The organism is Frankia sp. CgJB1 (genome assembly GCF_977947065.1).
This window is the reverse complement of record NZ_CDWTNB010000104.1, coordinates 1-13,872: the sequence shown is the minus strand read 5'-3', so window position 1 is coordinate 13,872 and position 13,872 is coordinate 1. Positions and strand designations below refer to the sequence as shown.

At 67.2% G+C, this 13,872-nt stretch carries 15 protein-coding genes and 2 pseudogenes; 9 read left to right on the top strand and 8 right to left on the bottom strand.

The features are described 5' to 3' along the window. Window positions 1–93: 93 nt before the first annotated feature. Entirely contained in the window at window positions 94–3,642 is a 3,549-nt protein-coding gene (dnaE, locus tag AC08OT_RS13020) for a DNA polymerase III subunit alpha (protein ID WP_476593277.1), read from the top strand. Window positions 3,643–3,952: 310 nt separating this feature from the next. Here the strand turns inward: dnaE and AC08OT_RS13015 are convergent, their stop codons facing one another. The 3 genes from AC08OT_RS13015 to AC08OT_RS13005 all read right to left on the bottom strand — a co-directional run bounded on the left by AC08OT_RS13015 (window position 3,953) and on the right by AC08OT_RS13005 (window position 5,493). Then, window positions 3,953–4,540 (bottom strand): O-methyltransferase, encoded by a 588-nt coding sequence (locus tag AC08OT_RS13015; protein WP_476593276.1) that lies wholly within the window; start codon window positions 4,538–4,540, stop codon window positions 3,953–3,955. 360 nt (window positions 4,541–4,900) lie between these two features. After that, window positions 4,901–5,269 (bottom strand): DUF5615 family PIN-like protein, encoded by a 369-nt coding sequence (locus tag AC08OT_RS13010; protein ID WP_476593275.1) that lies wholly within the window; start codon window positions 5,267–5,269, stop codon window positions 4,901–4,903. After that, window positions 5,266–5,493, bottom strand: a complete 228-nt coding sequence (locus AC08OT_RS13005) for a DUF433 domain-containing protein (RefSeq protein WP_476593274.1) — start codon at window positions 5,491–5,493, stop codon at window positions 5,266–5,268. Before AC08OT_RS13005 ends, AC08OT_RS13010 begins: the two co-directional genes overlap by 4 nt. 267 nt (window positions 5,494–5,760) lie before the next feature. On the opposite strand from AC08OT_RS13005, the pseudogene AC08OT_RS13000 reads away from it, so the two are divergent. Continuing rightward, window positions 5,761–6,018, top strand: a pseudogene (locus AC08OT_RS13000) (IS6 family transposase); the annotation flags it as partial. 78 nt (window positions 6,019–6,096) lie between these two features. Here the strand turns inward: AC08OT_RS13000 and AC08OT_RS12995 are convergent. From AC08OT_RS12995 to AC08OT_RS12975, 5 genes are all read right to left on the bottom strand, one after another. Further along, window positions 6,097–7,167, bottom strand: coding sequence for an integrase core domain-containing protein (locus AC08OT_RS12995; protein ID WP_476602854.1), 1,071 nt, complete (start codon window positions 7,165–7,167; stop codon window positions 6,097–6,099). A 240-nt stretch (window positions 7,168–7,407) separates the two neighbouring features. After that, on the bottom strand, window positions 7,408–7,917 hold the full coding sequence (locus AC08OT_RS12990) for a toll/interleukin-1 receptor domain-containing protein (protein ID WP_476593272.1): 510 nt from the start codon (window positions 7,915–7,917) through the stop codon (window positions 7,408–7,410). Between the two features lie 36 nt (window positions 7,918–7,953). After that, window positions 7,954–8,148 (bottom strand): hypothetical protein, encoded by a 195-nt coding sequence (locus AC08OT_RS12985; protein ID WP_476593271.1) that lies wholly within the window; start codon window positions 8,146–8,148, stop codon window positions 7,954–7,956. A 9-nt stretch (window positions 8,149–8,157) separates the two neighbouring features. After that, window positions 8,158–8,382 carry a DUF397 domain-containing protein gene (locus tag AC08OT_RS12980; protein ID WP_476593270.1) on the bottom strand — a complete coding sequence of 75 codons (225 nt, stop codon included), beginning with the start codon at window positions 8,380–8,382 and terminating at the stop codon, window positions 8,158–8,160. Further along, the gene (locus AC08OT_RS12975; RefSeq protein WP_476593269.1) at window positions 8,379–9,287 is read right to left on the bottom strand and encodes a helix-turn-helix domain-containing protein; all 909 of its coding nucleotides are present in this window, start codon (window positions 9,285–9,287) and stop codon (window positions 8,379–8,381) included. The genes AC08OT_RS12980 and AC08OT_RS12975 overlap by 4 nt, the downstream gene beginning before the upstream one ends. Before the next feature lie 352 nt (window positions 9,288–9,639). On the opposite strand from AC08OT_RS12975, the gene AC08OT_RS12970 reads away from it, so the two are divergent. The 7 genes and pseudogenes from AC08OT_RS12970 (at window position 9,640) to AC08OT_RS12940 (ending at window position 13,797) form a co-directional block, all read left to right on the top strand. Further along, the gene (locus tag AC08OT_RS12970) at window positions 9,640–10,671 is read left to right on the top strand and encodes an ATP-binding protein (protein ID WP_476593268.1); all 1,032 of its coding nucleotides are present in this window, start codon (window positions 9,640–9,642) and stop codon (window positions 10,669–10,671) included. Continuing rightward, window positions 10,671–10,814 carry a hypothetical protein gene (locus AC08OT_RS12965; RefSeq protein WP_476593267.1) on the top strand — a complete coding sequence of 48 codons (144 nt, stop codon included), beginning with the start codon at window positions 10,671–10,673 and terminating at the stop codon, window positions 10,812–10,814. Before AC08OT_RS12970 ends, AC08OT_RS12965 begins: the two co-directional genes overlap by 1 nt. Window positions 10,815–10,843: 29 nt before the next feature. Further along, a complete protein-coding gene (locus AC08OT_RS12960) occupies window positions 10,844–11,263 on the top strand; it encodes a hypothetical protein (RefSeq protein ID WP_476597651.1) in 420 nt (139 codons plus the stop codon). Window positions 11,264–11,266: 3 nt separating this feature from the next. Further along, window positions 11,267–11,677: pseudogene (locus tag AC08OT_RS12955) on the top strand (methyltransferase type 11); the annotation flags it as partial. A 115-nt stretch (window positions 11,678–11,792) separates the two neighbouring features. Continuing rightward, complete coding sequence (locus AC08OT_RS12950) at window positions 11,793–12,146, top strand: hypothetical protein (RefSeq protein ID WP_476593278.1); 354 nt, start codon at window positions 11,793–11,795, stop codon at window positions 12,144–12,146. A gap of 209 nt (window positions 12,147–12,355) precedes the next feature. Continuing rightward, complete coding sequence (locus AC08OT_RS12945; protein WP_476593265.1) at window positions 12,356–12,595, top strand: hypothetical protein; 240 nt, start codon at window positions 12,356–12,358, stop codon at window positions 12,593–12,595. An 848-nt stretch (window positions 12,596–13,443) separates the two neighbouring features. Continuing rightward, window positions 13,444–13,797: a hypothetical protein gene (locus AC08OT_RS12940; RefSeq protein ID WP_476593264.1), complete on the top strand. Its 354-nt coding sequence runs from the start codon at window positions 13,444–13,446 to the stop codon at window positions 13,795–13,797. Window positions 13,798–13,872 lie beyond the last annotated feature (75 nt).

The following is a 13,872-nucleotide window of genomic DNA, read 5'->3' as shown; positions in this document are numbered from 1 at the left end:
TAAGGGGCTGTTGTGCCGCGTGCCTCTCTGGTGGCTCTGAGTGGCGGGGCTAGACTCCGACCGGCGGGCCGTTGCGGGCGAGAGGGGACTGGGATGCCGGCGGATTCTTTTGTTCACCTCCACGTGCACACTGAGTATTCGATGCTGGACGGTGCGGCGAAAACGGGCTTGCTTTTCAAAGAAGCGGCGAAGCTGGGGATGCCGGCCGTCGGGATGACCGACCACGGTAACATGTTCGGTGCCTACGAATTTTATCAGGATGCGAAGTCCGCGGGTGTCAAGCCGATCATCGGGATTGAGGCGTACCTGGCGCCCGAGTCGCGCCATCACAAGCGGCCTGTCCTGTGGGGTGAGCGTTCGCAGCGCGACGTCGACCCTGCGGGTGAGGGTGGTGACGTGTCCGGTGGCGGCGCCTACACCCACATGACGATGCTCGCGGCCAACGGGGCCGGGCTGCGCAACCTGTTCCGGCTGTCGTCGATCGCGTCGATCGAGGGCTACTACCGCAAGCCGCGGATGGACCACGAGCTGGTCTCCCAGTACTCCGAAGGGATCATCGCGACGACGGGCTGCCCGTCGGGTGAGGTGCAGACTAGGCTTCGTCTGGGCCAGTTCGACAAGGCGCTCACCGCGGCGGCCACCTACCAGGAGGTCTTCGGCGCGGACAACTTCTTCCTGGAGTTGATGGATCACGGTTTGCCGATCGAGCGCAGCGTCCGCCAGGGGCTGCTCGACATCGGCGACAAGCTGGGGCTTCGCCCGCTGGCCACGAACGACTCGCACTATGTGACCCAGGATCAGGCGGGAAGCCACGAGGTGCTGCTGTGCGTCGGCACCGGTAAAAAACTCGACGATCCGACCCGTTTCAAATTCGACGGATCGGGATATTACCTCAAGTCTCCGGAGGAAATGCGCAACCTGTGGGACAGTGAGGTCTCCGGGGCCTGCGACAGCTCTCTGCTTATCGCCGAGCGCGTCGAGTCCTACGACGATGTTTTCAAATTTGTGGACCGGATGCCGCGCTACCCTGTCCCCGAGGGTGAGACGCAGCTGTCCTGGCTGCGCAAAGAAATCGACCGCGGACTGACGTGGCGCTTCCCTGCGGGCGTGCCCGCCGATGTGGTCGAGCGCGTCGACTACGAGGTCGGCGTGATCGACAAGATGGGTTTCCCGGCTTACTTCCTGGTCGTCGCCGACATTTGCAAGTTCGCGAGAGATCGGGGCATCGGGCTGGGTCCGGGGCGTGGATCGGCGACCGGGTCGATGATCGCCTATATCCTGGGTATCACCGAGCTGAACCCGATCGAGCACGCGCTGATCTTCGAGCGGTTCCTCAACCCGGAGCGGATCAGTCCGCCGGATATCGACCTGGACTTCGACGAACGTCGACGCGGTGAGGTGATCCGCTACATCACCGAGCAGTACGGCGAGGACCGCGTCGCGCAGATCAACACCTTCGGCACCATCAAGGCCAAGGTCGCGATCAAGGACTCGTGCCGGGTGCTGGGTTACGACTACGTCCTCGGAGATAAGATCTCAAAGGCGATGCCGCCGGATGTGATGGGCCAGGGCATCCCGCTGGCCGGGATCTTCGACCCGAACCATGAGCGGTACGGTGAGGCCGCCGAGGTTCGGGCCCAGTACGAGACCGACACCAAGGTTCGGAAGGTCATCGACACCGCGCGGGGGCTGGAGGGACTCACCCGCGGCACTGGTGTCCACGCCGCCGGGGTCATCCTGTGCTCGGAGCCGCTGCTGGATGTCCTGCCGATCCATCGCCGCGACAATGACGGCGCGATCATCACCGGGTTCCCGTTTCCTCAGTGCGAGGAGATGGGCCTGCTCAAGATGGACTGCCTCGGCCTGCGGAACCTCACCGTCATCGGTGACGCGATCGAGGCCGTCAAGCGTAACCGCAACGTCGACATCGACCTGTCCACCCTCCCCTTGGAGGACGCCAAGGCCTTCGAGTTGCTCGCCCGCGGCGACACGCTCGGGGTGTTCCAGCTCGACGGCGGACCGATGCGTAATCTGCTGCGCCTGATGGCACCGACGAAGTTCGGCGACATCGCCGCCGTGCTCGCGCTCTACCGGCCCGGCCCGATGGCGGCCAACAGCCACATCGAGTACGCCGACCGCAAGAACGGCCGCAAGGAGATCCTCCCGATCCACCCCGAGCTCGCCGAGGCGCTGGAGCCCATCCTCGGCGAGACCTACCACCTGGTGGTCTACCAGGAGCAGGTCATGGCCATCGCCCGGGAGTTGGCCGGCTACAGCCTCGGCGGCGCCGACCTGCTGCGCCGCGCGATGGGCAAGAAGAAGAAGGAGATCCTGGACAAGGAGTTCGCTCGCTTCTCCGCCGGGATGAGGGAGAAGGGCTACACCGACGCGGCGGTCCAGGCGCTGTGGGACGTGCTCGTCCCATTCTCCGGCTACGGGTTCAATAAGTCCCACACCGCCGGGTACGGCGTCGTGTCGTTCTGGACGGCCTACCTCAAGGCCAACTACCCGGCCGAGTTCATGGCGGCGCTGCTGACGTCCGTCGGTGACGACAAGGACAAGATGGCGGTGTACCTGGCCGAGACCCGCCGGATGGGTATCCAGGTCCTGCCCCCCGACGTCAACGAGTCGGATCTGCGGTTCGGTGCGGTCGGTGACTCGATCCGTTTCGGCCTGGGGGCCGTCCGTAATGTTGGGGAGAACGTCGTCGCCTCGATAGTCGCGGCCCGGCGGAGGAAGGGCGCGTATGAGTCGTTCGCTGACTTCCTGCAGAAGGTCGACATCGGGGTGTGCAACAAGCGCACCATCGACTCGCTGATCAAGGCGGGGGCGTTCGACTCGCTGGGCCATCACCGCCGTGTGCTGGTCAATGTGCACGAGAACGCGATCGACGCGGTGATCATCACGAAGCGGGCCGAGGCCATCGGCCAGTTCGACCTGTTCGGCGACGGGGGCGCCGGAGAGGAGGAGAGCCCGGCGCTAGGACTCGACCTGGACCTGTCCGGCCCCGAATGGCCGAAAAAGGAGCTGCTGGCTCAGGAACGCGACATGCTCGGCCTGTACGTGTCCTCGCATCCGCTGGAGGGTGCCGAGCGGGCGCTGGATCGCCACCGCGACACCCGGATCGTCGACCTCGCCGAGGCCAACGACGGGACGACCGTACAGATCGCCGGCATCATCAGCAAGATCGACCGGCGGATCAACAAGAACACCGCCAAGGCGTGGGCGATCGTGACCGTCGAGGATCTCGACGCCTCCGTCGAGGTGCTGTTCTTCCCCCAGTCCTACGAGGTCCATTCGTACGCGCTCGTGACCGACGCGGTCATCTCGGTGCGGGGCAGGATCAACGAGCGGGAGGGGTCGGTCTCGCTGTTCGCCCAGGACCTGACGGTGGTCGATGTCACGACGCACGTGAACGGGCCGCCTGTCGTCATCACTCTGCCGTCACACAAGATCACACCGCCGCTGGTCGATGACCTCAAACTCGTCCTGACGACTCATCCCGGGACAACTCCGGTGCACCTGCGTCTCGAAGGCCCGCAGAACACGCATCTGCTCCTGCTCGAACTCCAGGTGCAGGCGAGTAGTTCGCTACTCGGAGATCTCAAGGCCCTGCTGGGTGCCCGAGCGGTCACCGTATGAGCGACCCGTCGCCGGAGGCGAGACAGCCTGCCGAGGTGGTGCTGTGCTCGACGGATAGTCCGCCGCGCTGCTGACACACTGGGTGGCAACGCTGGCCGTGCCGGCCGTCGACCTCCAGGCGTGGGAAGTCGACTATCAGGCGTGGCTACGAGGCGACCTGTGACACCCGGGCAGGTGCGTGTGGTCCGTCCGGCCAGGTCGGCAGCGTCGGAGCAGGCCGCAGCGGTACCGGCTGGAACATGCCCCCCGCTGCCAGCGGGTGAGCGCCGAGGCCCAACGGTAGATACGCCGTGCCGGAGCGGCGGCTGACTTACAGGCAGGGGTACGGGTAGGCGATGAACGGGTCGCCCAGGTACAGCGTCTCCAGGTCGACGAGGCCGCCCAGCCGGGCGACGTTGAGCGGCTGCCCGTCGTAGGAGTCGTAGCCGAACCGGGGATGGCTGAGGTCGACGTTGTCAACAGCGACGATCCCGGCCTGGACCGCGGCCAACTCGTCGGCCAGTGGCCAGCGGTCGTACCAGTGGGCATCGAGGTAGACCAGCGGCCGATCGAACTGGCCGGTGAGCAACGCCAGCACAGCCGCGGAGTCGCCGGTCACCACGGTGGTGTTCGGCCGGTCGCGTAGCCGGGTGCGGGTGAATGCGGCGTGCTCCTCGACGACGTCGCAGGTGATGATCGGCAGAGTGGGGTAGAGCCGGGCGAGGTAGTCGGTGGTGTCGCCGAGGAAGCAGCCAGTCTTGATGATGCCGTCACATCCATAGGCGTCGATCAGGTAGTCGACCTGCAGCGCGGTGGTGATGTCGAAGCCGAACGGTCCCCCGCCGTCGGAGAGGCGAGCGCAGCCGGCGCGAAGGGTGGTGTAGAAGGTGTCCAGGAGGCCGATCGACGGCTGGTACATGGCAGTCTTTCACACGCTGTGAGTGTGGCGCAGCCAGCGAGAGGACTCGAACCCCTAACCGCTCGATTGCAAGACGAAACCCTGCGTATCGGAGCCTACCGGAGAATGCCGCGCAGTGCCGTAAAATCCGAGGTCGGGGCGTTCTTCGTGCCGGTACGTGCCGGCCGATGCCGCGCCGTGCCGGAGCATCCGCGCACACAATGCGCACACACGCCGCCCGGGTGCGGCGCACGACACACCGACATGGCAGACATACATAACTTTCTGGACACAGAGACGCTCCGACTACGGTACGTAGTTGATTGCGGTCTAGTGTGGGACCTGCGCGGAGACCGCGGGCCGGATCGGGGGTAGCAGTACTCAGCGGAGCGGGAGTCGACGGACCCGTACGTGGGTGGTGCTGAGCGATATGACGACGCCCTGTTCGAGGTCGGCTTCCAGTGCAGGAAGATTGGCCAGCAGCAGGGCGGCTTGCGCGTCGGGCTTGAGCTGGTCGCCGGACCGGAGCAGGACGAGCGAGGGAGCGATGCCCCGGCTGAGTGCGAGCAGAGTCGTGAAGTCGCTGTCGGCGGAGATGATCGAACGTCTCTCGGTGACGGCGAACGCGCTGACCTTGGTATCAGGGGAACCGCCGAGCCCGTGCTCGAGGACGTGCGCCGCGTCGATGCCCTTGTCGCGCAGCAGTTTAGCCACCCGCGGTGAGAGGTTCTCGTCGACGAGAAACTTCACGCGGCGATGAACGGGCGCTCTTGCGGCATTGTCTCCGCGGCAAACGCGAGAGCTGCGAGCACGTCGTCGCGGGTGAGCGACGGATAGTCGGCGAGCAGTTCCTCGACCGTCGAGCCAGCCGCGAGCTGGCCCAGCACCGCGGACACGGTGATCCGGGTACCGCAAATCGCCGGCGCGCCCGCCATGATGGCGGGATCGGCGGTGATGCGGCTGACGATGGTCATGGCTAGGATTCTACCGTCGGACCCTCTGCAAGGGCGCTGTTGCGTCCGGCCGGCGCTGTTGCGTTGAGAGAACGCGGCGCACGCCAAGGGGCCGCCTCCGCTCTGTCAGATCGCCGCGGCGAGCTCGGCGAACGCTGCGGAGAGCCGAAGGCGGGGGTCGGTGTCGGTGGCGAGTGGCGCTGTTGCATCCGGCCGGGGCAGGCTCTCGGGCTGGCGGTCAGGCATGATCAGGTGATGCGTCGACGTCGTGCCTGCCCACCGGTTCCGATGTCGGAGTTCGCCGGGTTCCGGTTCCCACCCGAGGTGATCGTCCTGGCGGTGCGCTGGTACCTGCGGTTCGCCTTGTCGTACCGGGATGTCGAGGAGCTGCTCGCCGAACGCGGCCTCAAGGTAGATCATGTGACCGTGTATCGGTGGGTGCAGCGGTTCGCGCCCCTGTTGGTTGAGGCGGCGCGGCTGTGCCGGCACCGGCCCGGCGACAGGTGGTATGTCGACGAAACGTATGTGAAGGTTGCCGGTCGGTGGACCTTGTGGGGCTCCAGAACTCGGGTTTCGGCCTGTGAGCTGGCCTTTTGCCATTGAGGTGATTGTCTGCGGGCGTCGTCAGGCGGCGTTGCGATATTCGTTGATCATGCCGCCGAGGATGCGTGTGCGACGGACGGTGGAGTCCGGGGGTGGGGCGATCACGGGTGGCGAGTCGGGTGGGTGCTGGCCGAGGGAGCGGTGAGGCCGGTGGGTGTTGAAATGCTCGACGTAGCTGTCGAGGACCGACGTCAGATGCCGTTCGGAGACGATCAACAGCCTGTCGGTGCATTCGCGGCGGGCGGTGCCGACCCAGCGTTCCGCGATCGCGTTCGCCTTCGGAGTTTGTGGGGGTGTGCGGACCACGTCGATGCCGGCCCCGGTGAAGACAGCGTCGAAGGAAGCCGTGAACTTCATGTCGCGGTCACGGAGGAGGAACCGGAACCGGTGGCAACGCTCGTCGAGATCCATCAGCAGGTTTCGTGCCCGTTGTGTGACCCACGCCGAGGTCGGATGCTTCGTGACCCCGAGAACATGGACGTGGCGGGTGGCGTGTTCGACGACGAAGAACACGTAGATCCGCTGCAGGAAAACGGTGTCCACCGTGAAGAAATCGCAGGCCAGCAGGCCGGATGCCTGCGTGGACAGGAACGTACGCCAAGAGGCGTCGGCTCGGCGGGGCGCGGGATCGACGCCGGCGCGGTGCAGGATCCGCCAGACGGTGGCGACCCCGACCGGGTAGCCCAACCCGATCAGTTCTCCCTGGATCCTGCGGTGGCCCCAGGTCGGGTTCTCCCGCGCGAGGCGCAGGACCAGCTCGCGGATCTTCCGGCGGACCGGTGGCCGTCCGGGCGTCTTGCGCGGGTAGGTCCATTTTCGTGCGAGGAGTCCACGGTGCCAGCGCAGCACGGTGGCCGGGGTGACGAAGAACGAACCCCAGCGGGCCCGGGGTAGCAGCCGGGACAGGGCTGCGAGGATCACCCGATCCGCCGGTTCCAGGGCCGGGCGGTTCACCTGCCGGTGCAGCACCGCCACCTGATGCCGCAGGACGAGGAGCTCGACATCCTTTGCGGTGTCCCCACCGACCCGGAGCAGCATCAGCCCGAGAGCATTGCGCGTCAGGGCGTAGAGCAGCGACCACACCATGACCATCCAGCCTGCCCGATGTGGGCCCTGTCCGGCAGGTAAACGCGCAGGTCACCGCTCGAATCGGGGTTCTGGAGCCCCACAGGGTGATCCGGTTGCGGTGGGTCCGGCTGGGTGACGGGTCCGGTCCTCCCCACGCTCGTGGGGGTGATCCGCGTCCCCGCAGCGCCTCCCATCGTCAGGATGCGTGGATTGCGCGTTCGGCCTACATCCGTTCGAGGCGGGATGTTCGCATCTCGGCCCTCACTACGACGAGGGCGGAGGCGTCACCGTGACGATTGGCTGGCCGACCTTGGCGGTGGCGTGGATCGCGCCAGGGAAGACGGTCTGCGACTTTGGTCCCGGGAACTCCGCGAGCCTCTCCATGACCTCGTGACCGACCGCGCGCAGGATCTGCTTACGGGCTTCGCTCTCGCCCAGGTCAAACAGGTCGACCCACGTCAACGTCCTCAGCACCACGGGTGGCTCCACCTTCTCGATGCGGAACGGGAGCAGCGCCCGCCGAGCGAGCGCGGTTCGCCACTCCGTGCTGCACCAGTCGGAGGCGAAGTAGGCGTGCGAATACAGCGCGATGGTCCAACGCGCGCCCGCCAGTTGCTCGTTCATCCACTCGAGGAAGTCATGGCCCGGTGGCGAGTCCCATGCTTGCAGCCGCGTCTTCATCCCGACGTCTTCGAGGACGGTGGCGACCCATTTCGCCCATCCGTTGTCTGCCGACGTATACGAGATGAAAACGAACGCGTCTTCGTGCGTCAAGATCGCCCCCATGTCAACGGCGTCGTGCCATCCTGGTCATTGACCGTCGCCTCGCCAGCCGGGCCGGTTGGTATCGAGCCAGCGTCCAACATCCAACCGGTGCCACGCGCGGAACGGCCGGATCACCTTCGACCCCGGGAAGCCCTTCATCCGGCTGATCGTGTCCGCCCGCAACCGGCCGATACCCAGCATCGATACCAGGTCGGCCGCGCCTACCAGAATGCGGTCCACGCATGTCGTTTAGTTGAATTCTCCGTCACGGGCGCCAGCGAGGAACGCTGCCCATTCGGCGGCGGTGAAGGACAGGACGCCGCTGTCGGGGTGCTTGGAGTGCCGGACGGCGCGTCCGCCGTCCGGTAGCTCGGCGACCTCGACGCAGTTCCCGCCATTGCCACCGCTGTAGCTGCTCTTGCGCCAGGTCAACCCTGTCGGGGGGTTGGTGGGGCCGGGTGGGGTGTTGTTCATCCCATCTCCTCCGCGGCCTCGGTGATCAGCCCGCTTGACCGTTCTGGGTCCAGCGTGGCTGCTCGTAGGCGGTTCATCGCGAGTTTATACCGACGCAGGTCGGCGTCCCGTTCCAAGTACAGGCCGCTGTGGAGCTGATCCATGTGGACGACCTCCCCGCCCGGCGGGGCGGCGAAGGCCAGGATCGTGAAGGGGTAGCCGAACGCGGCGTAGGCCCCGAGCGTGTAGGGCAGGACCTGCACGGTGATGTTCGGCTGGGCGGCGCGGTCGGCGAGCTGGGTGAGCTGGGCGCGCATGACGTCGGATCCCCCGACGTGGCGGTGGAGCACGGACTCGTCGAGCACGACCCACAGCGAGAGCGGGTCGTCGCCGGCCAGTCGCTTCTGTCGTTCCATGCGGACGGTGACCCGGCGGTCGATCTCGTCGTCGTCGAGGCTCGTGTTCGCCGCCCGCAGCACCGCACGTGCGTACTGCGGTGTCTGCAACAGCCCGGGAACGAGCTGGTTCTCGAACTCCTCCACGCTCACCGCGCTGCTCTCGGCTGCCATGAACCGCTCGAACCAGCGAGGCACGGCGTCGGTGTAGCTGTGCCACCAGTCCTGCTGGCGGGCGGAACGCACCATCCCCAACAGTTCGTCGCGTAGCTGCTCGCCGATCACGCCGTAGAAGTCGAGCAGTGCGGTGACGTCGCGGGTGCGCTGGAGCCCCGCACCTGTCTCCATACGGCTGATCTTCGAGGCTGAGCACTGCAGATGTGCCGCAGCCTGGTCGATGGTGATGTCGGCTGCTTCCCGTAACCGCCGCAGTTCCGCGCCGACCTGCCGGCGTCGCATCGTCGGGGTCGCTTCGCCCGCCACGACCGCCTCCTCGTCAAGGTCAACCCGGCCCGAGTCTGCCAGCTTCACATGCACCACCCTGCAGGGGGAGCCAACGGCACAAAAATTTCCACGCATGGTAGCTGCCGTGCATTGCACAGGACATGCATTGCAGGCATTCTGATGCCGTGACCACCCCGCCACGATCTGGCTAAAGCATCGCGGGAGGCGGGGATGGCAACCACAGCCGGTCACAAGGAGGCTGCCTGGGCACGCTTGACCGTGCTCAGTGCAGAAGGCGCGTCCGTGTCGTCCACACGGGCCGGAACGGGGTGGAGCGGATGCGAACGGTGCTGACCAGCGCGCGAGAGAAACACGACGATCGTCGGCCGCGCGCACGGCTGTCGAAGGCCGGCTACGAGAAGACGACGGGTGGTGGCGTGTGACGCGGACCGCGTTCGGATACATACGGCCCACGAGCACGAGAGACGGCGAGCTACGCCGCCTACGCGGCATGATCAGCGACTACGCTGCCGCTGAGGGGATGAGCCTGGTCGCCATCTATGCCGACGAGCAAGTCAGGCCGGCCGACGCCCGGCCTGGCCTTGCGGCCCTCCTCGACGCAGTCAGACGAGCTGACCGGGCCGTCGTGCTGGTCCCCGACATGACCCATCTCCCGCGCTCCCCAGACACGCGCCGTTCCCTCGAAGAACAGGTGACCGCGCTCGGCAGCGCGATCATTCCCCTCATACCGCCGGGCCGCATCCCCGCACAGGCCGCTTCCACGGACCGGCAGCACCAACCACGATCCCGCGAGGGCGGCCAGAACCCGGCGCCGTCACCGGCCGTCCGTGTGGCGGTCGAACGGTTCCCCGCCCTCCTCAGCTCCGTTCCCGACGCCCGTGCCGCCGCCCGCCGTGTGCTCCAAGGGTGGCGGCTGGACTCTGCGGCGGTGGACACCGCGGCGTTGATCGTCTCAGAGCTCACGGCGAATGCCGCGAAGGCGAATCCGGCCGGGGACATCGTCGCGGTCCGGCTCACGGCCAGCGGCGGCAGCCTCCTCATCGAGGTCTGGGACAACGCCTCCGCCCCACCTGCCCTGCAGGATCCGGACTCCGACGGGGAGAACGGGCGCGGCCTGCTCCTCGTCAACGCGCTCAGCAGCCGATGGTCCTGGTACCGGGCAAAATCAGGAGGAAAGGTCGTCTGGGCGGCAATGCGCGCCAAAGTCCCGCAGCCCACGCAGCCGTGGACCGAGGCCGGGCAGTTGGAACAGCGCACACCACAGCCCACCCCAGACCCGCTCGCATCGGTGGCCTTCGAGGAGGATCCGGCGCTGCTGCGCCGGGTCGCCGACGGGCTACGAGCCTTGGACGACTGGCACCTTCCCCACGCCGAGGCCGCCCCACCCAGGACACTCCCGCCGGCAGCCGCGGTCGGACATCCAACCCGGGTGGCAGCGGGACATATGTGATGACCGATCCCAACCGCTCGCCGCGGGCCACCACCTTTGCCCTGCTGCTCGGCGCAGGGGATGGGATGGTCCCTCCCGCGTCGATGACCATCGGTCACGACACCGACGTCCGCCGGGCAATGCGGACCGGGCGGATCGCGTGACCCCCCACGTCCCTCTCGTTCCGGTCGTCATGCGCCCGATTGTGCTCATCGCGCGCATGGCGGCCCTGCCCGAGGTCACCCCACCGGCGGACATCGCCCGGATCCTCGCCACGTTCACCCCACCCATCGACCCGACCTCACCGGCATGGGCCGCGCTGCGTGCCGCCCTCGATCTGACCATCCCGGCCGGTGTGTCGGCGGTCTGGTCTGACGACACGATCGCCTTCCTCGCCCTCGAACAGACAACCGGTACGGGGCTGGACATCGGTGTGGTCGCCTACGGACCGGACCGGGACCGGCTCGCCCACGATGTCCGTGTCTGGGACGCGGAACGCCGCGGTGAGAACCCGACGATCCGGGTCTACCCCCGCGGGACTGCCTGGGAGGCCCCGCCACCCGGCCGGCTCTTCGACATGCCATCCGCACAGGTCTTGATCAGCTGGGACTGACTCATGGCTTCCTCGCGTCCCTCCAAGACCCGGCGGAGCGGCCGGCCCAGCAGCCGCTCCGGCGCGGGACAGCCCGATACAGATCTTCTGATCGCGCGCTGTCATCAGGATCATCCCGAGGCCCGCCGCCGGCTGTCGCCTGTCGAGACCACGGTCCTCGCGGGTGCACGTGTCCGCGGCGGGCAGGACCTGGTCGACCTGAGCCTGGGGTCGACCCTGACGCGTGCCGCGCTCTGGGCCGTCCTGCCCGGTGGCAGCGTCACGACTCTGACCCCAACCGCTGCGGCGCTGCACCAGATCCGACCAACCGTGGAGAACGGCCACACGTGGGGGTCGGTCTGGGACCTCTTGGAGCGCCCCCTGCCGGATGCCAGTGTCGACGCGGTCATCGGCCGCAGCGTCCTCGCGCCGCTCTCGCACACCCGCCGGATGCTGATCGGCAGTGCCCGGGTCCTCCAACCGGGAGGGCGGGTGCCGGTCTGCAAACTCCTGCTGGGCCAGCGCAGACCCGTCGCCCTCGACGGACTCAGTGCGCACGAGGTGGCTCAAACCGAACGGGTCCTTCGTCGGGGTACGGCCAGCTGCCCACGCCTTCACCGTGCCGCACGCGGTCGGGAACGCGCGCCTCGCCGGCCTCACCCAGATCGAATACACCGAAGAGACGGTGCCTGTTCCCCTGGCGGGGGTGGCCGCGGCCGACGCCGCGCTGCGCGCCGAGGGCCCGGCCGGCGAATCGGCCTACCAGGCGATCAGCTGCGTCCTGGGCGCTGCCTTCGCCCGCCAGTACGCCGAAGCGTGGCGTTCGACCGCCCGCCGCCGCCCCCTCATCCCGGAAACCCCCATCGCCTACCTCACCATGGTCAACCCGGAGGTCACCCGGTGATTGCCCGCCGGTGGTCGGTAGCGCGTTCGCCGCCTCCTGATGTTGATCGGCTCCTCCGGGCGGTGATCTATGATGCGGCGGGTCGGCATAGGGGGGCACTGCGGGACGGTACGACGGGCGCGGTGTACGCGGATGATGAGTCCGCCGCGGGGCGGCGCTGGGCTGAGCACCACTGCCGGGGCGTCAGCCCCGACGCCGGCCAGTCGTAGATGACCACGGCCGGGGCGGGTGTTACCCCGCCGTCCGGCGGCGACGAGGGCGCGTCCATTGTGATCGCGGGGATCGTCACGGAGACCGCCGATGTCAGCGGTGACGGGCCGGCCGTCATCGCGGTAGTCGATCATGACATGGAGATTATGGAGGATCCCTCCCTACGGCTGGAGGATCATCACCTTGCGGGTAGCCCTGCCCGGCGCAGGGCTACCCGCCTCGACGATCGGGCCCGCTGAGCTCCAGTCCGCCGACGTCCTCATGCGCTCAGGCAGCGACCGCGAGGACACATCGTGCGATGCCTGACGCTGCTGCGGGCCTAGGCCCGCAGCCCTCCAGCCCCGGAGGGGGAGGCAGGAAGGTGACTGTCCGTCGCGCCACGGCCTTGGGGTGGCCGCTCACCAGGGCAGATTCTTGATCCTCCGGGTTCAAAAAATCTTGCAGGAACATGCCATTCACTTGCATTGGCGCGAGAAAGCCGCCTCGGGCCGATCTGGGTGCCGCTACGTTGAGTCAATGCGTCGATGCGATCGATCGCCCGGCCGTCCGGGTGTCATCGCGAGCTCCGCCGCAGGGCCGGCGGATGGTCATGGTGAAGTGTCGGGTGGCCCTGGGGTCTCTGACCAGGTGGTTTTCCGCGTCGGCGATCATCGTCGGCCGGATGCCGGCCGCCGGTCGACCCCTTGGCGGCGCGGTCCGCGTGGCCCGCCCGACCTTCCGCGCCAGAATGGTCAAACACTCTGTGTAGCAGATTTGGTTTGCTGCGGCGCAGCTTAGACCGTTCCGCCTGCCATGTCTCGTGTGAGATTTACACCTCTTGTCATCACTCGGCGTAGATGGTCTATATCTCTCGCACTGTGAAGGGGCCGCCTAGGCGAGAGGTTCGGGTCGGATGAGTGACGGAACGTGAGGCGGCGCGGATCGTCTCTCGGTGGGGCGGTCGCTGTGTTGGCCCTGCTCGCGGCCAGCGCGTGCGCCGACGGCGCCGCCCTCTCCCTCCCCGGCCAGCCCGTCATCGTCGCCGGTCAAGGCGCAGGTCGCGGAACGCGACGCCCTGGCCGCGTATCGGGGCATGTGGGATGACTGGGTGCGGCTCGCGGCGACCTCCGACTACCAAAATCCTGATCTCGCACGTCATGCCAGCGGTGATGCGTTGAGCCTTATCTACAAGAATATTTATCTGAACAGCAGCGGCGGTGTTGCCAGCCGAGGGAAGCCCGTATTGCGGCCTCGCGTCACCTCCGTGTCTCCGCCGGAGGCGCCCGACCAGGCGGTTATCGAGGATTGCGTGGATGACAGCGGCTGGGTGAATTATCGGGCCGACGGGCAACGTCAGGACGACGAGACGGGCGGCCGGCGCCTCACGCAGGCTTTGGCCTTGGAGACGGCCGGCGTATGGAAAATAGATCGGATTGTCGTGCAGACGGTCGGGACGTGCTGAGATGGTGGGCGGCGACTAGCATGGCGCTCTTTCTCGGATGTGTCTTGGCTGGCCCGGCCGCGACACAAAGGATTT